The following is a 21556-nucleotide window of genomic DNA, read 5'->3' on the forward strand; positions in this document are numbered from 1 at the left end:
CCTCCCCCAGAGCGGGAGAGGGACTTCAAACCTTTGTCTGGCTCCCCTTCTCCCAAGCAGGGAGAAGGGGTTGGGGAATGAGGGCGGTAAGTTTGCTGTCTCAAGTATGTCAGTGCCTAAACCGACGCGGGCTGCGACAGTGGAGACTCGACCTTTGTTTGGGCGACCTTTTCTCTCTCCAGTTTTTCCTTTTCTAGCTTTTCTTTCTCCAACTTCTCAAACATCAGCTTCGAGCGCTTCACCTGTTCTGGCACGGGCACCGGATAGTTGCCCGTAAAGCAGGCTGAGCAAAAGCTTTCGGGATCGGTCTGCGTGGCCTGGAGCATTCCCTCCCAACTCAGATAGGCGAGGGAATCAACGCCAATCTGGTGGGCGATCTCTTCAACGGTTTTGGTGGCAGCGATCAGCTGATCCTGCGAATCGGTGTCGATGCCGTAGAAGCAGGGGTGCGTCACCGGGGGCGAGGAAATCCGCATGTGGACTTCTGTTGCGCCCGCATCCCGGAGGGCTTTCACGATCTTGCGGCTGGTGTTGCCCCGCACCAGCGAATCGTCCACGATTAGAATCCGCTTGCCCACCAGCACATCGCGCAGCGGGTTTAGCTTCATGCGGATGCCAGCCTCGCGCATACTCTGGGTCGGCTGAATAAAGGTGCGCCCGACATAGCGGTTTTTGATCAGCCCCTCGGCGTAGGGCACTTTGGATTCGCGGGAGTAGCCGATCGCAGCGGGAACCCCCGAATCGGGCACGCCCATCACCAGATCCACATCGGCAGGATTTTCCAGCGCCAGTTGTTTGCCTAGCCGCAGCCGATAGCTATAGAGGCTTTCCTCATGCATGAGGCTGTCAGGGCGGGCGAAGTAAATCATCTCGAAGATGCACAGCTTGCGGGTTTCGGGTTCGGCCCAGCGGACGGAGTGCAAGCCTTGCTCGTTGATCCAGACCAGTTCACCTGGCTCTACGTCGCGCAGATAATCGGCATTGATAATGTCTAGTCCGCAGGTTTCTGAGGCAACGACGTAGCGAGAGGTGCGATCGCGCTCGTCGTCCGGCAGCGTGCCAATGACCAGGGGACGGATGCCGTTGGGGTCACGGGTGACGAGTAGCCCAGCGGGTGTGCCGATGACCAGGCTAAAGGCTCCCTGACAGCGCTTGAAGGCGGCGATCGCCCCGTCGATCCAGTCCATGCCGCTGTTCACTGCTTCGGCCACGGCAAAGGCGATCGATTCAGAATCGGTCGTGGTTTGAAGCTGGGCGTTTTGTTGCAGCAGTTCCTCTCGCAGGATTCCGGCGTTGACCAGGTTGCCGTTGTGGGCCAGCGCCAGCGGGCCGAGCCGAGTTTGCACCACTGCGGGCTGGGCGTTGACCACGCGGCTCGATCCCGTCGTGGAATAGCGCGTGTGCCCCACTGCCAGGCCGCCTTTGAGCGTTGCGAGGATCTGTTCGCTGAAGACCTGCGTCACCAGCCCCATCTCTTTACATAGATGCACTTGCAGATCTAGCGGCGCGACGTTGCGGTAGCGGCTCACCTCTGAAACAGACGTGCCCTCGTAGGTGGCGATGCCGGCCGACTCTTGCCCGCGATGCTGGAGCGCAAACAGCCCAAAATAGGTTAGCTTGGCGACATCTTCGCCGGGTGCGTATACGCCAAACACACCGCAGGCTTCTTCGGGCTTGTCGGGGCGATCGCCCTCCTCTTGCTCATGCGGCTCAAACCTAGCAGACGGCAGGCAATCGTCATCATCGGGCATCATAGCGTGTCTCCAAAGGATTTGGGGTTTGGAATGGGGGATTAGGCGGAGTCCAAAGGGAAAGGCTTAACTGGTTCGCAACTTGTTTGTAACAATCCCTTAATCCTCTCATAGGCTTGCAGCGAGGCAAGGGGGAATCTTACGGACATTCGGCATGGTTTGCGGGTGGATGTCCTTTTCGGGTGGATGTCCCTTGCAGGCGGATGTCTACAGACAACATCAGTCAGCGGTGAGGCGACGCTCAATGGCATTCAACCAGCGATCGCCCATCTCGGCCATGCTAGCGTTTATCAGGCAGCGACCGTCGGCGGTAGAAATTTGCAGGGGTGCGGTTGCATCTGCGACCTGTCCCAACTTTTGCCAGCGATCGCCCAAATGCTCCCTCAAATAGGCTTCCCAGGCTGTGGTTTGCTCCGGCGCGACTGAAACTAAAATCCGCGCGCCTGCTTCCCCAAACAAAAGCAAGTCTAGCCGTTGGGACGTTGACAGCCCGCCGGACTCGCCCATCCCCAGACCCACCGTTGCACCCAAGCTGCCGCCGATGCAGCATTCTGCCAGTGCCACCGCCAGTCCGCCCTCGGCGCAGTCGTGGGCAGACTCCACCCAGCCGCGCCGGATTCCCTCCCGACAGGCTGCCTGCACCCGCCGCTCTAGGTCAAAATTCACCTCCGGCGGCCGCCCTGCCACGGTTTGGTGAACCACTGCCAGGTATTCCGAAGCGCCCAAGGTGGGCACAGCATCTGCTCCTAATAAGTAGATAACCGCACCGGGCGTTTTCCAGCCCAGCCCACATACCCGGCGCAAATCTTCGACCAAGCCCACCATGCCAACGACGGGGGTGGGGTAAATGGGCTGCGGCTTGCCCTCTGCGTCCAGCGTCTCGTTATACAGCGACACGTTACCGCCCGTGACGGGTGTTTGCAGTTCTCGACAAGCTTCCGCCAACCCCCGACAGGACTCGGCCAGTTGCCAGTAGCCAATGGGCTTTTCGGGACTGCCAAAGTTAAGATTATCCGTCACCGCCAGCGGCTCTGCCCCGACACAACTCAAGTTCCGCGCTGCCTCTGCCACAGCCATCTTTGCGCCCTCGTAGGGATGCAGGTAGACATAGCGGGCGTTGCAATCGACGGTGGCGGCAACAGCTTTGATAAAGGCAGAGGTGAGTGGGGGACTCCCTGCGGCTGTCTCCTTGCTGTCAGGTTCCTGCGGCCGCAGGCGCACCACGGCGGCATCGGCTCCACCGGGCAACAGAACCGTGTTGTTTTGCACCTGATGGTCGTATTGGCGATAGACCCAGCGCTTGGAAGCGATAGTGGGGCTATCGAGCAGGCGCAGTAGCAGGTCGTTCCAGGTGGAGAGTGTGCCGTTTATCGTGATGCCGTCGGGGGCGCTGGGGGGAAGCTGGTCTTCCGTCCAGGCCCAGGCGGTGCGGGCGTAGTCAGGCGGTTCGGGCAACAGTTCGCGATGATAAATCGGTGTGTTGTCGGAAAGGGCGGTGGCGGGCACTTCAGCGGCGATCGCCCCCTGATAGAAAATCCGCACCACGGGTTCTTCAATGACGCGCCCGGCCACCACCGCGTGCAGCCCCCAACGATGGAAGATATCGATTAGCTCTTGTTCGCGGCCAGCATGGGCCACAAACAGCATCCGCTCCTGCGATTCCGACAGCAGAAACTCGTAGGGAACCATGCCCGTCTCGCGGACGGGGATTTTGTCCAGGTCCAGCTCGATACCCACACCGCCTTTCGCCGCCATTTCCGAGGTAGAACAGGTAATTCCCGCTGCGCCCATATCCTGGGCGGCGGCAACGGCTCCGGTTTTGAAGGCTTCTAGACAGGCTTCGATCAGGGATTTTTCCAGAAACGGATCACCCACTTGAACCGCCGGGCGATCGTCCATCGACTCGTCGCTCAGTTCGGCGCTGGCAAAGCTGGCTCCGCCCATGCCGTCTCGTCCGGTCGTCGAGCCGACATACAGCACCGGATTGCCAATCCCAAACGCGCCAGACTTCACAATTTCGGGCGTTTCCATCAGCCCAATTGCCATCGCGTTCACCAGCGGATTCTCTGCATAGGCGGGGTCAAAGTAGACTTCACCCCCCACTGTCGGCACGCCCACACAGTTGCCATAGTGGGCAATGCCCGCCACCACCCCGTTCACCAGTCGTCGGGTACGCGGATCTTCCAAATTGCCAAAGCGGAGTGAGTTCAGCACCGCAATGGGGCGAGCGCCCATTGTGAAAATGTCTCGCAGGATGCCGCCTACACCCGTCGCTGCGCCCTGAAACGGCTCCACGGCCGAGGGGTGATTGTGCGACTCGATTTTGAAGGCCAGTTGCAACCCGTCGCCCATGTCCACCACACCTGCATTTTCGCCTGGGCCGACCAGGATGCGCTCTCCCGCAGTGGGGAACTGCTTCAGCAGAGGGCGCGAGTTTTTGTAGCAGCAGTGTTCCGACCACATGACACCAAACATGCCCAGTTCTGCTTTGTTGGGATGGCGACCCAGGCGGCGGACGATCTCTTCGTATTCTTCAGGCTTCAGCCCTTCGGCGGCGATTTCTTCGGGCGAAAAAGGGGGAGAGGCAGCGGCAGTCATGGAGAGGTTTGGGCGAATCGCGCAGTCGGCGCTTTGGACAAGCTTCATTGTATAGCTGCGGGTCAAGTTGCTGGGGCGATCGCCCCTCACCTGCCGCACTAGATATTTCGGCCGACGGCAGGGCAACCGTACTGAATGCGTGGCTATACGCAGCTTTTGAGGGCGATCGCAATATTTCGTTACATTTCACCCGATGGCCCGTTGATGCTCTTACTCTGTCACCCGCTTCTAAGTTGTCGAACATTAACGGTACTGAGACATACACGTAACTGAGCGTTACACAGTAGGGAACGCTCATTGCTATGGGTCTGTCTTATGCATCTCCGGCTTTTCAGAGGTTTAGAGCAAGAGATTCATGTACGAATTCTTAGAAAAATCAAAAGATCATCGCGAAGTGCTTTACAAGTCGAAACAGTATCGCTAAATTAGTTAACACAGGGAGGCAAAAGCACTGACCTGTACCGAATACATACCTTTCAAGCACTTATCTATCATGACAACGACCCTACAACGCACCGAACGTGCAAGCGTATGGGAACAGTTTTGCAACTGGGTAACCAGCACCGAGAACCGCCTGTACGTAGGCTGGTTCGGCGTACTGATGATCCCCACCCTGCTGACTGCCACCGCTTGCTTCATCATCGCCTTCATCGCTGCTCCCCCCGTGGACATCGACGGCATCCGTGAACCCGTCGCAGGCTCCCTGCTGTACGGCAACAACATCATCACCGGCGCAGTGGTTCCCTCCAGCAACGCCATCGGTCTGCACTTCTACCCCATCTGGGAAGCCGCCTCTCTAGACGAGTGGCTGTACAACGGTGGTCCCTACCAGCTCATCGTCTTGCACTTCCTGATCGGCGTATTCTGCTACATGGGACGTGAATGGGAACTGTCCTACCGACTCGGTATGCGCCCCTGGATCTGCGTGGCCTACAGCGCCCCCGTAGCCGCTGCGACCGCAGTGTTCCTGATCTACCCGATCGGACAAGGCTCCTTCTCCGATGGTATGCCCCTGGGGATCTCTGGTACCTTCAACTTCATGTTCGTGTTCCAAGCAGAGCACAACATCCTGATGCACCCCTTCCACATGCTGGGCGTTGCTGGGGTGTTTGGCGGCAGCTTGTTCAGTGCGATGCACGGTTCTTTGGTGACCTCCAGTCTGGTGCGTGAGACCACCGAAGTTGAATCGCAGAACTACGGCTACAAGTTCGGACAAGAAGAAGAAACCTACAACATCGTTGCTGCCCACGGCTACTTTGGTCGGTTGATCTTCCAATACGCCAGCTTCAACAACAGCCGCTCGCTGCACTTCTTCCTGGGTGCATGGCCTGTGATCGGCATCTGGTTCACGGCGCTGGGCATCAGCACGATGGCATTCAACCTGAACGGGTTCAACTTCAACCAGTCCATCATCGACTCTCAGGGTCGCGTGGTGAACACCTGGGCAGACATCCTGAACCGCGCCAACCTGGGTATGGAAGTGATGCACGAGCGCAACGCTCACAACTTCCCCCTCGACTTGGCTGCTGGCGAAGCTGCTCCTGTGGCTCTGGTTGCGCCCCAAATCAATGGCTAATTCTGGCTGTGCCTTGGCGTCTGCTTAGCGTTTGCTGAGTCTGTCTGATTAGCTAGTCTCTGAGCGCCTCCTGCGGGGGGCGCTTTTTCGCGTGGGGAGGGTTTGAATATCGGCTTTTATCGGCTTTCCTGAGTGATGCTACCCATGAAATGACTAGAAGCCTCCCAAACGCTGAGACATCCAAAGTCGCAAATCCAAAACCCAAAATCTAAAATCCAAAATGAATCAGCCTTTTCCGTCCAGGCTTGCAGCGTGGTTATTGCAAACCTTTGTTGACCTGTGGATCGGGGCGATCGCCCTCTGGCTACTATTGAGCTGCTGCTGCTGAAAATGAGCAACGCTTAAACGCTACCCAGACCCACCCAGACTCATGGCCATTACGATTCGGGCAATGCAGGAAGCGGATTTGGCGATCGCCGATCATCTCTTCCGTCTGGCGTTTGGCACCTTTATCGGCCTGCCCGACCCGCAAGACTTTGCCAGAACGATGAACTACATGAATCGGTGGTATCTCGACCCATCCGCCGCGTTTGTCGCAGAAGATAATGGTCAGATCGTTGGCTCAAATATTGCGGTGAACTGGGGCAGCTTTGGCGGGTTTGGCCCACTCACTGTCCATCCCGACTACTGGAATCAGAAGGTAGGGCAGCAACTCGTCAGCGCTGCAATGGACTATTTTGCTCAGCATCAAATATCTCAGCTTGGCATCTTTACGTTTTCCAACAGCCCTAAACACCTCGCACTCTACGAGCGGTTCAGGTTTCACCCCCGCTGTTTGACGGCGGTCATGAGCAAGCCCGTTCAGCCTCAGAATTCCCAGCCCCCTCTTCAGCCCGGCCTGAGATATTCAGAGTTGGCGGCGGCCACGCAAGCAGACAGTTTGGCTCGCTGTGCTGAGCTGACCAATACAGTGTTCGAGGGACTCGACTTGAGCAACGAAATTCGCACCGTTGCCGCTCGCCACTGGGGCGAGACCGTACTGCTGGAAAGCCAGGGTTCCCCTGTCGAAAATCAACATCTGGAGGGGTTTGCGATTTGCCATTGTGGAGAAGGTACTGAAGCAGGCAAAGACGCTTGTTACGTGAAATTTGGTGCGGTGCGGTCGGGCGATTCCCGTGGGGATCGCTTCGCGAATCGCGCGTCCGAATCCCTCGCCTCTCTGTTGCAAGCCTGCGAAGGTCTGGCGGCTCAGCGCGGACTCTCAACCCTGATCTGCGGGGTCAATACGGAGCGGCAGGGTGCGTACCAGCTTTTGCGGAGCCTGGGGTTTCGCATCGACATCCTGGGCGTGGCGATGCTCTGCCCAAACCAGCCTGCGTTTAACCATCCCGGTGCGTTCGTGTTGGATGATTGGCGCTGAGGACTAGAGTCAACGATGAAACCCCTGCTGAAATCTTCCTTACCTTGAATGCGGCAGGACTTACGCAGCAAGAAATTGTCCAAAACCCCAAAAGCTTATTGCAAGTGCGTAAGTCCTGTGCGGTTCAAATGCAGTGAAATTCGGGATCGAGTCAAATCCCGACAAAAAAAGTCGGGTATGTTTGACGCTGTTTGTTGCCCATGCTACGATTCCTTGCATTGGGTGAAGGAAACCTGCAACCCTTTCCCAGGCTTCATTTCACGCAAAACGAACGAGATATCACAGGACGAGACCCCTCCATGACGCTGGCAACCCACCCCACCCAAACCCGTTCCACCGCTGCTGCTTTTTCTGGCTTGAAGTGTAAAGAGTGCGGTGCAGAGTATGAAGCAAAGGCAATTCACGTTTGCGAATTGTGCTTTGGGCCACTGGAAGTGACCTACGACTACGCCCACCTGAGCAAAGTCGTGACCCGTCAAACCATCGAAGCCGGCCCCAAGTCTATCTGGCGCTATCGCTCTTTCTTGCCCGTTGCAACGGATAACCTGATTGACGTGGGCACAGGCTTTACGCCGCTGCTGAAGGCAAACCGTCTGGCGCGTCGCCTGGGTATCAAAAATCTCTACATCAAGAACGACGCAGTGAACATGCCCACCCTCAGCTTCAAAGACCGGGTGGTGTCCGTGGCGCTGACTCGCGCACGGGAACTGGGCTTTACGACGGTTTCCTGCGCTAGCACTGGGAACTTGGCAAACTCGACAGCGGCGATCGCCGCCCACGCAGGGCTAGACTGCTGTGTGTTTATTCCCTCTGACCTGGAAGCAGGCAAAGTCCTGGGTACGCTGATCTACGGGCCCACCGTCATGGCCGTTCATGGCAACTATGACCAAGTGAACCGCCTCTGCTCGGAAGTCGCCAACACCCACGGCTGGGGCTTTGTGAATATCAACCTGCGCCCCTACTATTCCGAAGGTTCCAAAACCCTGGGCTACGAAGTCATCGAGCAGCTTGGCTGGCAACTGCCGGACCACATCGTTGCGCCGCTGGCCTCTGGCTCTCTGTTCACGAAAATATACAAAGGCTTCCAAGAATTTACCAAAGTTGGCTTGGTGGAGGAGAAAGCGGTGCGTTTCAGCGGCGCTCAGGCAGACGGCTGCTCGCCTATTGCCCAGGCCTACCGCGAAGACCGCGACTTCATCACACCCGTCAAACCCAATACCATTGCCAAATCCATCGCGATTGGCAATCCGGCAGATGGGGTATATGCACTGGACATTGCCCGCAAGACCAATGGCAATATTGAATCAGTCAGCGATCCGGAAGTGGTCGAAGGCATCAAACTACTGGCCGAAACCGAAGGCATCTTCACCGAAACCGCAGGCGGCACTACGATCGCCGTTCTGAAAAAACTGGCTGAAGCAGGCAAAATCAACCCCGACGAAACCACCGTCGCCTACATCACGGGCAACGGGCTGAAGACCCAGGAAGCTGTCCAGGGCTACATTGGCGAACCCCTCACTATCGAACCCAAGCTGGAAAGCTTTGAACGGGCGCTGGAGCGGGCGCAGACGCTGGGCCGCCTGGAATGGCAGCAGGTCACGGTTTAAGAGACCCAAATTCCTAGGGGCAGGGGCTAGACTGCTTGCTTCTCAGCTTCGATAACCCTCTGTTACCCCGTCAATCCGTTTACTCCTTCCACCCCAATTTTCTCAGCTATGTCTGTCAAAGTTCTCATTCCCACGCCGCTGCAACAGTTCACTGCCAATCAGGCGACTGTAGAAGTCGAAGGCGCGACGATCGCCGAATTGCTGGATAAGCTCGATGCGTCTTTTCCTGGGATTAAGGCCCGTCTGTGCGACGACCAGGGCAAACTCCGCCGCTTTGTGAACTTCTATGTGAATAGCGAAGACATCCGGTTTTTGGACGGCGCAAACACGGTGCTGAATGCAGGCGATGAAGTGAGCATTGTGCCTGCTGTGGCGGGCGGCTAGCTGGTCTAGCCAGTCTGTGCGGGGGCGATGGCGCTCTGCGTAGGTGCTAAGAATTCGACACAGCACTCAAGAGACGGGGCCGATTTGCTGCAAGTGGGGCACTTGTCCTTGGGCAAAGGCACGGGCGATCGCATCACAGCGTTCGTTCCCGGCGTTGCCCGCGTGGCCGCGCACGTAAGTCCACTGGATCTGACGAGAATTCAGCGCGTCGAGCCGCTGCCAGAGTTCCTGGTTTAATACTGCGCCACCGCTAGAGGTTGTCCAGCCTTTGCGCTTCCAGCCATTCATCCATTGCGTGATGCCGTTGATCAGGTATTGGCTATCGGTGTAGAGCGGGATGGGCTGCGTTTGTCCGGTGGCTTTCAGGTATTCCAGCGCTGCGATCGCCGCCTGCATTTCCATGCGGTTGTTGGTGGTTTGGCGATCGCCCCCGCCCATTTCATGAACGCTGCCGTCTTCAAACACGACGAGCGTTCCCCAGCCACCCGGGCCAGGGTTTCCCGAACAGGCCCCATCGGTGTAAATCGCTTGAATTTTCATGGTTTGTCCTGACGACTGGTGCTGTAGCGACTCGTGTTGTGACTATTCAGGGTTTAGCTGACCAGGACATAACTGGATCAGGACATAACTGTTCAGAACCGTTTAGAGCAAAACTGATGATCGGATCGGGGCTAATCGCCCCCGCCCATAATCTGCGGCACTTTAAAGAACTCGCCGTCGCGATCGGGGGCGCTATCGAGAATCGCCTCGCGGTTGGGATAGGGCTGGAGCGCATCAGGACGCACGACATTGCTCACGTCGATGGCGCGAGTCGTCGGCGGCACGTCGCGGGTATCCAGCTCATTCAGTTGCTCAAAATATTCCAAAATACTGCCAAGCTGCGTGGTGAACTGCTCCTCCTCGGCGGGTGTCAGCGCCAAACGAGCGAGGTGGGCAACTTTGTGAACCTGTTCGCGATCGAGCATTTTTAGGAAAAAGGAAAAACAAAGAGACGAGGGGGGAAATCTTAGAAAAATACGTCGATCTTCATGCGGCCGGTGGTTTTCAGCCAGTTTTGGGCTTCGATGTAGTTGTTGGGCGCAAGGCGGATGGCTCGCTCCCAGTATTCCGCCGCCTGGTCATAGTTCTTGTCGGCTTCGCTGGTGTTGTTCGCCAGTTCGGCCTGTTCGCCCAGGTAGTGGTAGATCACCGCAATATTGTTGAGCGCCTGCGGCATTCGAGGGTTAAGTTCCAGCGCTTGGTGGTAGCTTTCCAGGGCGCGATCGTGTTCGCCGTTGCTGGCGTAGATTAGCCCCATGTTATATAGCACAAAGCTGCGATCGTAGGGGTCTTGCTCCAGCTTCAGCGCTTCCTCGTAGTTTGCCAGAGCTTCGGCATATTCCCCATCCGCCTGAGCCGACATGCCATCTCGATAGTAGGCAAAGGCTTCTTTGGCGGCCTTGTTCGTCGGCAGTACCTTGAGAATCAGGTCTGCCATGACGGTAAAGGTCTTATCAATGAAGTTGTCGTTGCGTTGAGATCTGGGCATAGCTGCGTTTGGGAAAAGCCTGGAAAATCCTATTTGCTACTTTATCGCTGATTTGCAACCTTTGGCCGGAGCGTTGGCAGGGGTTCCGAAAATCTACGGATTTGTCGATGATGGGCATCACGACCGGAGGGGGAAGTGAGTCACGCCGCAGGGCAAAGTGCAACCTCTCAGCCTTGGCTCCGAAACATTGTCACTTTGCTTCAAAAATTTCTAGAGTGAAGATAGTTTCTGGCTTAAGGGAAACGCTATGGCACTGGATGCCGAATTGATGAAAGCCGTCGAGCGGCTTAATTATCGAGTCACCGCAGGCGACCTGGCTTCGCTGGCAGGGCTGGACGTGAAGCGGGCCGAGCAAGGTCTGCTGGCGCTGGCATCTGAGGCGGGCGGGCACATGCAGGTGTCGGACGCGGGCGATATTGCCTATGTCTTTCCGCGCAATTTTCGCCAAGTGTTGCAAAATAAATACTTCCGGCTGCGGCTACAGGCCTGGTGGAGCAAGGTCTGGCGGGTGATGTTCTACTTGATTCGCATCAGCTTTGGGATTGCGCTGGTGGCCTCGATTGTCCTGATTGCGATCGCCATTATTGCCGCCATGCTGGCCCTCAGCGCCGCCCAGGGCGACAACGACCGCGACTTTGACGGCGGCGGCATGGTGATGCTGCCCCGCATGTGGATTGGCCCCGACTGGTACTGGATTTTTCTGCCGGACACCGATCGTCGCCATCGCCGCGAACAGGCAGAAAACGCCAGCGATCCCAAAAATCAAATGAGTTTCCTGGAATCGGTGTTTTCGTTCCTGTTTGGCGATGGCAATCCGAATGCAAATCTGGAGGAGCGGCGCTGGCGGGCGATCGCCAATGTCATCCGCAACCAGCGGGGCGTAGTGGTTGCCGAGCAAGTCACCCCTTACCTCGACCAGATCAACACCGCAACCACCGACCTAGAAGACTACATGCTGCCTGTGCTGACCCGCTTCAACGGCCGCCCAGAGGTCAGCCCCACGGGCGAACTGGTCTACCACTTCCCCGAACTGCAAGTCACCGCCCAGCAGCAAAATCGCCTCTCGGTGGCGGCATACCTGAAGGAATTGCCCTGGCGCTTTAGCCAAGCGACATCTGGGCAACTGATGATGGCGGCTGGGCTGGGCGTGGTGAATATTGTCGGCGCGCTGATGCTGGGTTCCCTGCTGCGGGGCGGCGCGGCATCGCTGGGCGGCATCGTCGGCTTGGTCGGCGGTATTTATGGGCTGCTGCTGGCCTACGCGGCGGGTTTTCTAATTGTGCCGCTGGTGCGCTATCTGTGGATTCAGGGACGCAACAAGGCGATCGCCGCCCGCAACGAAATGCGCCAGCGTCGCGCCGAAGCGCTGAATCGCCTCGGGCCGAAAATTCAGGAAAAACTCGCCTTTGCCCAGCAGTTTGCGCTGGAATCTGTCGTGGATGAAGCCAACCTGGCCTACAGCACTCAGGAAGACCTGACCCCGCAGGAACTCGCCCAGGTAGACAAAATCGATGCGGAATGGCGCAGGCGGCTGGAGGGGCATTAGGGGTGATGGGGAGGGGCGGAAAAAGGAAGAGAGAAGAACGAAGAACGAAAAGCGAAAAAAGGAAAACCAGAACCTCTTCGTTCTTCTCTCTTCGTTCTTCTCTCTTCGTTCTTCCCTCCATCACTCAAACCGCTGCCTTGGCTGCCACAGGCTCCAGAGGACGACCCCTGCCAGCAGAACTGCGCCGCCGATCGCCCCAATTTGTACCAGCGGAAAGGCGGACTGTCGCACGGCGATCGCCCCATACGCCCAGATAAACACCAGCAGAAACGCGATGTCTCGCCGCTGGAAAAAGACGACAAGGGCGATCGCCGTTCCAATGACCAGCAGCAGCAGCGCCCACAGGTCTGGGGCAAGGCCGCCGCTCCAGTTGTTGGCAAACAGGGCCGAGGCAATGTTCACAATCGTCGCGACAGAAATCCACGCCAGGTAGATGCTGAAGGGAAGGTGGGCATTCCAGCGGCGATCGCGCCCCACCCGATCGCGCCCAATGCCCAGCCGCAGATAGGCAAAAATGAGCGACCCCAGGATGATCAGCATAGCCAAGACCGAGGCCCAAAACTGCCGAAATGTAAACAGATAAATCCACGCGATTTGGGCAACACAGGCGACGATCAACAGCGCGTCTGCCTGCACAATGGCAGTATCGCCAGTCTGGGCCGGGCGAATTTGGTAAATGCCGTAGGCAATCAGCCCGACGTAAATCACGCCCCAGATGATGAAGGCGTAGTTTGCAGGCAAGACCCGCACGTCCCTCAGCAGCGTGTTGGCTAGTTCGCCCACGTTCACGCCGCCGGGGGGGTTGGTGTTGGACAGGGTGTTTACCGCCAGGGTAGCCAAGATGGCAATCGGGGTGGCGATCGCCAGCACCGTTCCCCCCGTTGATTTCTGCGTTGATGATTTCATAGTGCCTACGCTGGATAAATCCGCAGCCGTCGGTTTGGCTCTTCGCCAAAACTGGAGGACTTCAGGTGATAGTGTTCCACCAGTTCATGCTGCATCTTGCGAACCTTGGCGGAGCGAGGCAGCAGTTCCACAGGTTGCCCTTTGGGAATCACAATCTGCTCCACAGCCAGCCGCGCTTCTTCCAGCGCCTCGATCTCGTCTTCGTCGCCGCTGCGCGAAAACAGGTTGAGGTTGATCGGCTCCTCCAAAAACGCATCTTCCATCTTTAGCATCCGCTGGAGGGCGCGGATAATCTGCGGCATACTATTTGACTTGACTGTAAAGATCGAAAGCTGGCGACTCTTGGCAATTTGCCGCAGTTTGGAGTGGTTCTTGATGTGCGATCGCAGCGCCAGCACCGCATCCGCCCCGTCTAGATCCTTCGTCAGCACGATGGGCAGGTTCATCGTGTGAATCACCTGTTCTACCAGATGCCGACTGACGGCGTAGGGGTAGATGTGCAGCGGCAAATCTTCGCCGTTGGGCCCTGCCGTGGGCACCTCACCGAAGGGGTCCGCTTCCTCGCTCATGAGCGATCGCTCTAGCGAGTCGTTCAGCATCTGGTCAAAGGACTGGCGCTCCGGCGACATCAGGCCGCTGAACGAATCCGTATCACGGGGAAACCGCGCTACCCGGTCATAGCGGGGCGACGGCAGCGGCATCATCTGTCCCGACGAGCGCCAGCCCGCCACCCGCGCCGCGCCCGTATCGCGCAAGGCCGTGCTGCTGTCGCCAAAGGGGAGCGATCGGACGGGTTTTGGGTCCAGCCCTTTGCCGCTCTGCTCATGGGTAATGGTGACTTCGCCTGCGTCGTTGACCTGGCGCACCTGGGGATTGGGCACGCGCCCGCGCAGCAGCGCATCCACCGTGTCTGCCACCGACTCATGCACCACCCACTTTTGCCGCTCCAGCATTTCCACCGCAATGTCGAAGGTCGGCGGCGCTTTGCGCTCCAGCACGCTCTTTTGGCTGCCCCGACGGCGGGCCTCTTCGTCGCCCAGCGTCACAGACTGAATGCCGCCCACCAGGTCGGAAAGGGTGGGGTTTTTCATCAGGTTCTCAATCTGGTTGCCGTGGGCCGTACCGATCAGTTGCACACCGCGTTCGGCAATCGTGCGGGCGGCCTGCGCTTCTAGCTCCGTACCGATTTCGTCAATGATGATCACTTCTGGCATGTGGTTTTCCACTGCCTCGATCATCACCTGATGCTGGTTTTCGGGATGGGCCACCTGCATCCGCCGGGCCCGACCGATGGCGGGATGGGGAATGTCGCCGTCGCCGGCCACTTCGTTGGAGGTGTCGATGATGACGACGCGCTTTTCTAGCTCATCTGCCAGCACGCGGGCGATTTCGCGCAGGGCCGTGGTCTTGCCCACGCCTGGACGCCCCAGCATCAGGATCGATCGCCCCGATTCTACTAGGTCACGAATCATGCCAATCGTGCCGTAGACCGCCCGCCCGACGCGACAGGTGAGGCCGATAATTTCGCCAGCGCGGTTGCGGATGGCGCTGATGCGGTGCAGGGTTTTTTCAATGCCCGCCCGGTTGTCGCCGCTAAAGATGCCCACGCGGTCGATACAGTGCTGCAAGTCTGCTTTAGTGATGGCATCTTCGGAGAGATACTCAGACGTGCCAGGAAAGCGGGCTTCGGGGCGGCGACCCAGATCTAGCACCACTTCCACCAGCACGTTGCGCTGGGGATGCTGTTCTAGGCGATCGCGAATTGGGTCAGGCAAAATCGCCAGCAGTTGATCCAGGTCGTCGGTGATTTGCAGCGGCTGGGCGGGCTTGGCATCCGCGCTGGCCGCAGCGGGGGTAACGGAGGGGCGATATTCGGCAGAATCGTTCCCGTTGAATGTCATAGGTGGTTGCTAATAAATAACGAACAACGTTGGGGGAAAAAGCGCAGGTCGCGAATTGGACACTGCTTCAAAACGAGAGCCAATAAAACGAGAGGCAATAAATTGAACAGGAAATTGAACAGGATTAAATCGAAACTGCTTGACGCTCATGGCCGGGTACCAAAGGATGTAAGAGGTTGGAAATCTAGGGGTAGCGCTGAACGTTAAAAAAACTTGTCAGGGCTGGAGGGGGATCGCGACACTTGTGGAAGCAGAATGCCAGTATTCATCCAGGCTTTAGCAAGACTGGCTCGACGGCAGGCGGGTGATGGAGGGAAAACTGCGAAGGAGGGGCTGATTCAGTTGCTAAATGCAGGTCGGCGGCGGGGGCAGGGGCGATCGCCAAGTCAGGCTGGGGCTTGAGTTGCGACACTAGGGCGATCGCCCGTGCTACGGCCTGCGTGAGTAAGTCTGGGTCACGTTCTAGATGTGCAACGTGTGCAACGTGTGCAACGTGTGCAACATGTGCAACATGTGCGACATGGGCAGGAGGGGGAGCAATTGATTCTGGCGGCGAACCTGAAAGCGGGTCATACCCCGCAGAATCCGGAGCAAAGTGAGGGAGAGCATCGGCGTGGGGAGGCGGGGAAGAAGCGCCAAGCAACTGGGGGGCGATCGCATCTAGCTGGTCGAGGATGGGCGACAGCAGCACCCTGGCATAGCTGCCGTAGGCCACGCCTGCAATGAAGGTGGAAGCAGCGGGTTGGGGCAGATCCTCAGCGCGAGGTGCGGAGTGATCCCGCCGGGCATCGCCCAGGGTAGATTCCTCAGACAACAAGCCCAGCGCCCGCAATTTCGGAACGGTGTGGTGATTCGTCCCGCCGGCCAACTGCACATAGCCCGGTAGCCCCGCCGCCAGCACCTTTTGTCCCAGCTTGACGGTGGCGCGAGTGGCTCCGGCGCCGATGTCGCCGCTCATGGGTCGCCCATCTGTCTGCCAGATCAGCGGACAGGGCAGCGGGCTATCCTCTGGTGAAATGTGCTGGTAGAGCGATCGCAGATAGTCGATCAGCCCGTCGCCGTCGGGACAGCTAATCGCCACTAGCTTGAGCCTGTGAACCACGGGGGCGATCGCCCGCCACAGTTGCCGAAATTCTGCCAGCCGCCCGACCTGCGTATGGATTTCCAGCGCGTCCACCTGCGCCAGCAGGTCCGGAATCATTTCTGGCGTAATGGTGGTGGACTGGGTGGCAATTTGCTGAATTGGGCACAGCGGCAGACAGCGCCCACAGCCATAGCAGCGGCTCTCGATCACGCCAGAGTAGCCGCCAGAATATCCCTCAGTGGGGCGATCGAAGGTAATCGCCTGGGCAGGGCAAATGGTTTCGCAGGGGCGGGGACAGTCTGCCGGACAGCGGGCCGGGTCGAAGACCGCTTTGCGGAAGTGGGGATCTTCGCCGTCGTTGAGGCTGACCATGAGCCAGGGGAGGCGATCGCACCCCAGCCCTGCCGCAGCGGCTAGCCCTTCCTTTGCCGCATGAATGACCGCCGGGTCTGCCGCCACATCCACACAGTCGGCACCCGCCAGCGCATAGGCCAGAGTTAAATTCCGAATTGCAGGGAGGTGCTGAAAGCTGGCTCCACAAATTAACTTGAACCAGCGACCCTCCCTTAAGGACTGCAAGGGAGTGTACAAATTGGTTGCCCTGACTCAGACCGCAGGGAAGCAAAGAACGAGGATAGCACCCTCTGGCGATGAACCCAGAGCTTGCTGTTAAACCATGCACCCGGATGGGGATCACCCACCTTGGCCCTCAGTGTACACCAAAAATGCCGTTTGCAAAGAGCGTCAAAACCTTTTGCAGCAAACTTTCTGGGTGGATTGACCCCAGCGATCCCCAAATCTAGAGGCGATCGCCCTAAAGCATCCCCAAAATGGCCACATATCGCGGCTCGATAGCAGCCTGGTCAGGTTCGAGAAACGATTGCTTTCGAGAAACAGTTGCTAAAGAATCTGGCTAAGCAGCCGCCAGAATGTCCTTCAGCGGTTTCCAGGTAAACTGGCGATCGCCCCCCATCTCCAGCACCACCTTGATGCGAGAGTCGGTCTGGGGCAGGGTCACCAAAAATTCTAGCTCGGAGCGCGACAGGATGTGCCCCTCCAGCATCCAGATCACCAGCCCCTTTGCGCCCTTGGGCAGCACCTCAGCCTCGTAGGTAGCCACGGGTGGCACGAAGTAGCGATAGCCGACGGCCCCTTCACGTCCCAGGTTCTTTTTGCCCAGGTGGGGCGGGCGTACCCCGTGGACATCTAGTAGGTAGGACGACAAATCGCCCAGCCCCCGCGCCGTAATGTTGAGAACCTTGTAGCCTGCGCCTCGCAGCCGTCGCTGATACCGCCCCTCCAGGCCGCCCTCCAGCGGCACGTATACGCCCAGCGTCCCGGCTGCTTCTAAAGCACGAATGAAGGGCTTGCCAGAGGTAATTAGCGTGAGCGGATTGCCGAGGATAGACATGGAAGGAATCGGGGGTAAGGACTGTGGATCAAAGGACTGTGGATCAAAGGAGGATCAAAGAATCAAACGCAGAGCGGGCCAAACGCAACGCTGACCCTAACGAAACTTGACTAAACAAAACTTTAGCATGGGCCCGATCTGCGGTGCGTGGGGCAGCGATTAGATTTTGCTAGAGTCATGGCAGGCGATCGCTTATCGATGCAAGTATCGGTTCAAGTCAAGTAGCGGTTCAAGTGTCGATTCAAATCCCCCCGCAATATTTCATGCCCGTCAAGATTCCAGATCTTCGATCAGCTTGGGAACGCCTGCCGTCAGCACCTCATGGCCAGTCGGCGTGACCAGCACATCGTCCTCAATGCGGATGCCGATGCCGCGCCAGCGTTCGGGCACGTCGGGCTGTCCTTCGGCGGGGGTGATGCCGGGGCCGATGTAGATGCCCGGTTCAACCGTCGTGACGTGGCCCGGCTCCAGGTTGTGGGCCGTGTCGCCGTGGGCATAGACCCCCACGTCATGCACATCTAGCCCTAGCCAGTGCCCGGTTTTGTGCATGTAGAAGGGCTTGTATTTCTCTTCTTTGATAATTTCTTCGATATCGCCCTGGAGCAGCCCCAAGTCCATCAGCCCCTCCACAATGACGCGCACGGCGGTATCGTGCATCTGGCTGTAGGGATTGCCGGGGGCTACTTGGGCGATCGCCGCGAGTTGGGCCCGCAGCACAATGTCGTAGAGGATACGCTGCTCCTCGGTGAACCTGCCGCTAATGGGGAAGGTGCGCGTAATGTCCGAGTTGTAATATTCGTAGGCGCAGCCCGCGTCGATTAGCAGCAGGTCGTGTTCCTGCATCTGGCGCGTGTTTTCGGTGTAGTGCAGGATGCAGGCGTTGGCTCCGGAGGCGACGATGGAGGGATAGGCCGGGCCCAGTGCGCCGCTGATCCGAAAGGTATGCTCGATTTCGGCCTGCACCTGGTATTCATAAACACCGGGTTTGGCGTAGGCCATTGCCCGGTTGTGGGCGGCGACGGCAATCTCGGCGGCTTTCCGCATCCGCTCTAGCTCTGCGGGCGACTTGGTCTGGCGGAGGGAGTGCAGCGTCGGGGCCGGATCTTCGATGGCGATGGGGCCCGTGCCGCGCCGGGGATAGCCGCGCATCAGCCGCTGCCACAGTCCAAGGATTTTGTCGTTAAAGCGGCGATCGCGCCCCAGTCGGTAGTAAATCCGGTCGGCTTTTTCGACGTATTGCGTCAGCTTTTCGTCCAGTTCCTCAATCGGATACACCGCGTCGGCCCCAAAGCGCTCCTGGGCAGCCTCCACGCCCACGCGATAGCCCGACCAGGTTTCTTTTTCTGGGTCTTTGGGTCGCACAAACAGCACAAAGCGATGCTCTTCATGGTGCGGAGCCAGCACGGCCACGGCTTCTGGCTCGTCGAACCCGGTCAGGTAGAAAAAGTCGCTGTCTTGCCGAAAGTTGTATTCGACATCATTGTGCATCACGGCCTGGGGCGCACTGCGGAAAATCGCCGTGCCCTTGCCAATTTTGTCCATCAACTGCTGGCGACGCTGGGCAAATTCTGTCTGCATGGGAAGGGGGGAACGGAGGGATAACTGGCTGAGCCGCCCGACGCGGCGACCGGGACAACTCAGCCGCTGATAAATCCATGCTAACGAGCGATCGCCCTAAAATCTGTAGCTCAGCAGTTCAATTCGGGCCCCTTCCGACGGCAGTTCCGAGCGACGCAGCGTGATCGTGTCACCGGGTCGCCGCACGGGTACGCCGTCCATCAGCGACAGAAATTCATCTACTGGCGAAATATCGCAGGCATTGGCATCAGCAGCCGCCGTCCGAAAGTGCGTCGGCACAATGATGCGCGGGTTCAGCGCCAGCACGGCCTGTCGGGCTTCCGTCGCGTTGTAGGCCTTGGGGCCGCCGCCCACAGGCACAAACAGTACGTCCGGGCGACCAATCAGGATTTGCTGCTCCACCTCAATCGGAGCCGCCGCGCCGCCCATGTGCGCCAGGATCAGCCCGCTCTGGTTCCAGCGCCAGGTGACGTTAAACCCAAAGCGCCGCCCGCCCTGGCGATCGTGGGGCGATCGCACGCCTTGGATCTGCACACCGCGATACTCATAGATGCCCGGTTCTGCCAGCAGGCGCGGACTGCCGGGGAGTCCCTCCAGGGAACCCTCGTCAAACAGACGGCTGCTAATCATCACCAGGTCCGCAGGAACACGGGGGGGGCGATATCCCTTGGTGCAGCCAATCGGGCGAAACGGGTTAACCAAAATTCGCAGACCGCCGCTTGTAAACAAAAAGCAGGTATGTCCCAACGCCTGAATCGTCACCGCGTTGCTGGTCTGGGCTTGGGCTTGCTGGCTCTGGGATAGGCCGACGGTGGCGGCCGCCGCTGCCAATCCGCTGCCTGCATATTGAATCAACGTGCGCCGCTTCATGGTCTCCTCAGGGAAATGGGTAAGGCGTAGGGTGAGGGCGAGGGGATTAGGCTGTAGGTGAGGCCCGGCTCTTGGGTCTGGCTGGTGCAGCCTAATATTCCTGGGCGATCGCCCCAGCCCATCCTCGCCGCAAAATTTGCATCTTTAAGCTTACAGTGATTGAGGCGATCGCCCAAAAGTTCCAATCGACAAGCAATTTGCCCCAGATCCCCGGCCCTTTACCTCAGCCTTCCATCAGCAGCGGTCGGAAGCCGTGCTTCAGCGACACCTGCCCAATCAAATCCATCTTTTCCAGCGTGATCTGGTTTCGCCCCCAGGAAAAATTGGTGTAGAGCTTCTCAAACTCCAGCAGCATGGACTCGGCAAAGCAGGCAAACAACTGGCGGGCCGGCACGTCCATGTTGACGATGTTCATGATTTTCCAGTCGATATCCAGCGAATGCTCCACGATGCCGCCGTTCAGCACATGCACGCCAGGATGCTGAATCTTCGTACCTAGGTTTTTGGGATAACCGCCGTCGATCAGCAGGCAGGGCTGCTTCAGCGTGGTCGGGTCGATCTCCACGCCCTTGGGCATACTAGCCACCCACACGATAATGTCGGCTTCGGGCAGCGCCTCTTCTAGCGCCATGATTTTGCCGCGCCCCAGTTCTGCTTGCAGATTTTGCAGCCGCTCCTGATCTCGCGCAATCAGCAGCAGTTCTTTCACATCTGCACGTCCATTCAGCCAGCGGCACACCGCACTGCCAATGTCGCCCGTCGCGCCGCAAACCGCCACCGTCGCCTCCGATAAGTGAATCCCCACTTGCTTAGAAGCCTGCTCGACCTGGCGGCAGATGATGTAAGCGGTGTGGGTGTTGCCAGTGGTGAAGCGGGCAAAATCTAGCGTCACATCACGCACCTGCTGAATTTGCGACAGGTTAAAATTCTCAAAAATAATCGAGGAAAAGCCGCCCAGTGCCGTAATGTTAATGCCGTGCTTTTGGGCGTGAGCCATGGCATTAATCACTTTTCGAGTGGCGGCTTTGATGCGGCGCGTTGCCAGCATTTCCGGCAAAAAGCAGGATTCCACATACTTGCCCTCGATCACCTGCCCGGTGGCGCTGGTGACCTTGATGTGATCGACGATTTGCGGCGGCGCGCTGCACCAAAAATCAAGCCCCTGATCGGCGTATTCGGGATAGCCCAGATCGCGGGCGACGGCTTGAGCGTGTTCCAGACTTGTCAGATGACCAATTAGACCAAACATTCAATATGCTCTAGGTTGCGAAAGGTAGGGCCCGGTGGGGCGAGAGAGGGGAAGATTGCGCCTGCGGCAAAGGGTGATTCCCGTAGGGAGTGCTTCGAGAATCGCCCTTTTTACAGACACGCCAAACAGACAGGACTGACGCACTTGCAATCAGTTTCCTAGATTTTTCTAGATTCTGGACGATGTCTCTTGGGCTGTGCCTGCGAG

At 58.2% G+C, this 21556-nt stretch carries 16 protein-coding genes and 1 pseudogene; 5 read left to right on the forward strand and 12 right to left on the reverse strand.

Features of this window, described 5'->3' with window-relative positions:
* Positions 1–116: 116 nt before the first annotated feature.
* Positions 117–1754, reverse strand: a complete 1638-nt coding sequence (gene purF, locus JTM80_RS05955; protein WP_172357581.1) for an amidophosphoribosyltransferase — start codon at positions 1752–1754, stop codon at positions 117–119.
* A gap of 216 nt (positions 1755–1970) precedes the next feature.
* Positions 1971–4349: a phosphoribosylformylglycinamidine synthase subunit PurL gene (purL, locus tag JTM80_RS05960; protein WP_172359006.1), complete on the reverse strand. Its 2379-nt coding sequence runs from the start codon at positions 4347–4349 to the stop codon at positions 1971–1973.
* A gap of 493 nt (positions 4350–4842) precedes the next feature.
* On the opposite strand from purL, the gene psbA reads away from it, so the two are divergent.
* The 4 genes from psbA (at position 4843) to JTM80_RS05980 (ending at position 9276) form a co-directional block, all read left to right on the forward strand.
* On the forward strand, positions 4843–5925 hold the full coding sequence (gene psbA, locus JTM80_RS05965; RefSeq protein ID WP_205370772.1) for a photosystem II q(b) protein: 1083 nt from the start codon (positions 4843–4845) through the stop codon (positions 5923–5925).
* A gap of 370 nt (positions 5926–6295) precedes the next feature.
* A complete protein-coding gene (locus JTM80_RS05970; RefSeq protein WP_172357580.1) occupies positions 6296–7285 on the forward strand; it encodes a GNAT family N-acetyltransferase in 990 nt (329 codons plus the stop codon).
* Between the two features lie 299 nt (positions 7286–7584).
* A complete protein-coding gene (gene thrC / locus JTM80_RS05975; RefSeq protein WP_172357579.1) occupies positions 7585–8892 on the forward strand; it encodes a threonine synthase in 1308 nt (435 codons plus the stop codon).
* Between the two features lie 108 nt (positions 8893–9000).
* Positions 9001–9276, forward strand: coding sequence for a ubiquitin-like small modifier protein 1 (locus JTM80_RS05980; RefSeq protein WP_172357578.1), 276 nt, complete (start codon positions 9001–9003; stop codon positions 9274–9276).
* 81 nt (positions 9277–9357) lie between these two features.
* On the opposite strand, the pseudogene rnhA reads toward JTM80_RS05980, so the two are convergent.
* The 3 genes and pseudogenes from rnhA to JTM80_RS05995 form a co-directional block, all read right to left on the reverse strand.
* A pseudogene (gene rnhA / locus JTM80_RS05985) lies at positions 9358–9816 on the reverse strand (ribonuclease HI); the annotation flags it as partial.
* 131 nt (positions 9817–9947) lie between these two features.
* Positions 9948–10241: an Asp-tRNA(Asn)/Glu-tRNA(Gln) amidotransferase subunit GatC gene (gatC, locus tag JTM80_RS05990; protein WP_172357576.1), complete on the reverse strand. Its 294-nt coding sequence runs from the start codon at positions 10239–10241 to the stop codon at positions 9948–9950.
* A gap of 41 nt (positions 10242–10282) precedes the next feature.
* Positions 10283–10804, reverse strand: coding sequence for a photosystem I assembly protein Ycf3 (locus JTM80_RS05995; RefSeq protein WP_068511273.1), 522 nt, complete (start codon positions 10802–10804; stop codon positions 10283–10285).
* A gap of 247 nt (positions 10805–11051) precedes the next feature.
* Here JTM80_RS05995 and JTM80_RS06000 point away from each other — a divergent pair, with 247 nt between their 5' ends.
* Positions 11052–12350 (forward strand): hypothetical protein, encoded by a 1299-nt coding sequence (locus JTM80_RS06000; protein ID WP_172357575.1) that lies wholly within the window; start codon positions 11052–11054, stop codon positions 12348–12350.
* Positions 12351–12470: 120 nt separating this feature from the next.
* Here the strand turns inward: JTM80_RS06000 and JTM80_RS06005 are convergent, their stop codons facing one another.
* The 7 genes from JTM80_RS06005 to JTM80_RS06035 form a co-directional block, all read right to left on the reverse strand.
* Positions 12471–13256, reverse strand: coding sequence for a tryptophan-rich sensory protein (locus tag JTM80_RS06005; protein ID WP_172357574.1), 786 nt, complete (start codon positions 13254–13256; stop codon positions 12471–12473).
* A gap of 5 nt (positions 13257–13261) precedes the next feature.
* The gene (locus JTM80_RS06010; RefSeq protein WP_172357572.1) at positions 13262–15157 is read right to left on the reverse strand and encodes a R3H domain-containing nucleic acid-binding protein; all 1896 of its coding nucleotides are present in this window, start codon (positions 15155–15157) and stop codon (positions 13262–13264) included.
* Positions 15158–15422: 265 nt separating this feature from the next.
* Complete coding sequence (gene ldpA / locus JTM80_RS06015) at positions 15423–16832, reverse strand: circadian clock protein LdpA (RefSeq protein WP_172357570.1); 1410 nt, start codon at positions 16830–16832, stop codon at positions 15423–15425.
* 322 nt (positions 16833–17154) lie between these two features.
* The gene (gene ndhN, locus JTM80_RS06020; protein ID WP_172357568.1) at positions 17155–17652 is read right to left on the reverse strand and encodes an NAD(P)H-quinone oxidoreductase subunit N; all 498 of its coding nucleotides are present in this window, start codon (positions 17650–17652) and stop codon (positions 17155–17157) included.
* Positions 17653–17922: 270 nt separating this feature from the next.
* Positions 17923–19230 carry an aminopeptidase P N-terminal domain-containing protein gene (locus JTM80_RS06025; RefSeq protein WP_172357566.1) on the reverse strand — a complete coding sequence of 436 codons (1308 nt, stop codon included), beginning with the start codon at positions 19228–19230 and terminating at the stop codon, positions 17923–17925.
* A 96-nt stretch (positions 19231–19326) separates the two neighbouring features.
* Complete coding sequence (locus JTM80_RS06030) at positions 19327–20100, reverse strand: MBL fold metallo-hydrolase (protein ID WP_205370773.1); 774 nt, start codon at positions 20098–20100, stop codon at positions 19327–19329.
* A gap of 223 nt (positions 20101–20323) precedes the next feature.
* A complete protein-coding gene (locus JTM80_RS06035) occupies positions 20324–21349 on the reverse strand; it encodes a long-chain acyl-[acyl-carrier-protein] reductase (protein WP_172357562.1) in 1026 nt (341 codons plus the stop codon).
* Positions 21350–21556 lie beyond the last annotated feature (207 nt).

It is taken from the genome of Thermoleptolyngbya sp. PKUAC-SCTB121 (assembly GCF_016919485.1).
GTDB classification, from domain to species: domain Bacteria; phylum Cyanobacteriota; class Cyanobacteriia; order Elainellales; family Elainellaceae; genus Thermoleptolyngbya; species Thermoleptolyngbya sichuanensis.

Excerpts from the sequence above, each read along its gene's own strand:
- JTM80_RS06030 (WP_205370773.1), bottom strand. The coding sequence starts at position 20,100 with ATGAAGCGGCGCACGTTGATTCAATATGCAGGCAGCGGATTGGCAGCG.
- JTM80_RS06010 (WP_172357572.1), bottom strand. The coding sequence starts at position 15,157 with ATGACATTCAACGGGAACGATTCTGCCGAATATCGCCCCTCCGTTACC.
- purF (WP_172357581.1), bottom strand. The coding sequence starts at position 1,754 with ATGATGCCCGATGATGACGATTGCCTGCCGTCTGCTAGGTTTGAGCCG.
- purL (WP_172359006.1), bottom strand. The coding sequence starts at position 4,349 with ATGACTGCCGCTGCCTCTCCCCCTTTTTCGCCCGAAGAAATCGCCGCC.
- psbA (WP_205370772.1), top strand. The coding sequence starts at position 4,843 with ATGACAACGACCCTACAACGCACCGAACGTGCAAGCGTATGGGAACAG.
- thrC (WP_172357579.1), top strand. The coding sequence starts at position 7,585 with ATGACGCTGGCAACCCACCCCACCCAAACCCGTTCCACCGCTGCTGCT.
- JTM80_RS05970 (WP_172357580.1), top strand. The coding sequence starts at position 6,296 with ATGGCCATTACGATTCGGGCAATGCAGGAAGCGGATTTGGCGATCGCC.
- JTM80_RS06005 (WP_172357574.1), bottom strand. The coding sequence starts at position 13,256 with ATGAAATCATCAACGCAGAAATCAACGGGGGGAACGGTGCTGGCGATC.
- JTM80_RS06000 (WP_172357575.1), top strand. The coding sequence starts at position 11,052 with ATGGCACTGGATGCCGAATTGATGAAAGCCGTCGAGCGGCTTAATTAT.
- ndhN (WP_172357568.1), bottom strand. The coding sequence starts at position 17,652 with ATGTCTATCCTCGGCAATCCGCTCACGCTAATTACCTCTGGCAAGCCC.
- JTM80_RS05995 (WP_068511273.1), bottom strand. The coding sequence starts at position 10,804 with ATGCCCAGATCTCAACGCAACGACAACTTCATTGATAAGACCTTTACC.
- JTM80_RS06035 (WP_172357562.1), bottom strand. The coding sequence starts at position 21,349 with ATGTTTGGTCTAATTGGTCATCTGACAAGTCTGGAACACGCTCAAGCC.
- JTM80_RS05980 (WP_172357578.1), top strand. The coding sequence starts at position 9,001 with ATGTCTGTCAAAGTTCTCATTCCCACGCCGCTGCAACAGTTCACTGCC.
- gatC (WP_172357576.1), bottom strand. The coding sequence starts at position 10,241 with ATGCTCGATCGCGAACAGGTTCACAAAGTTGCCCACCTCGCTCGTTTG.
- JTM80_RS06025 (WP_172357566.1), bottom strand. The coding sequence starts at position 19,230 with ATGCAGACAGAATTTGCCCAGCGTCGCCAGCAGTTGATGGACAAAATT.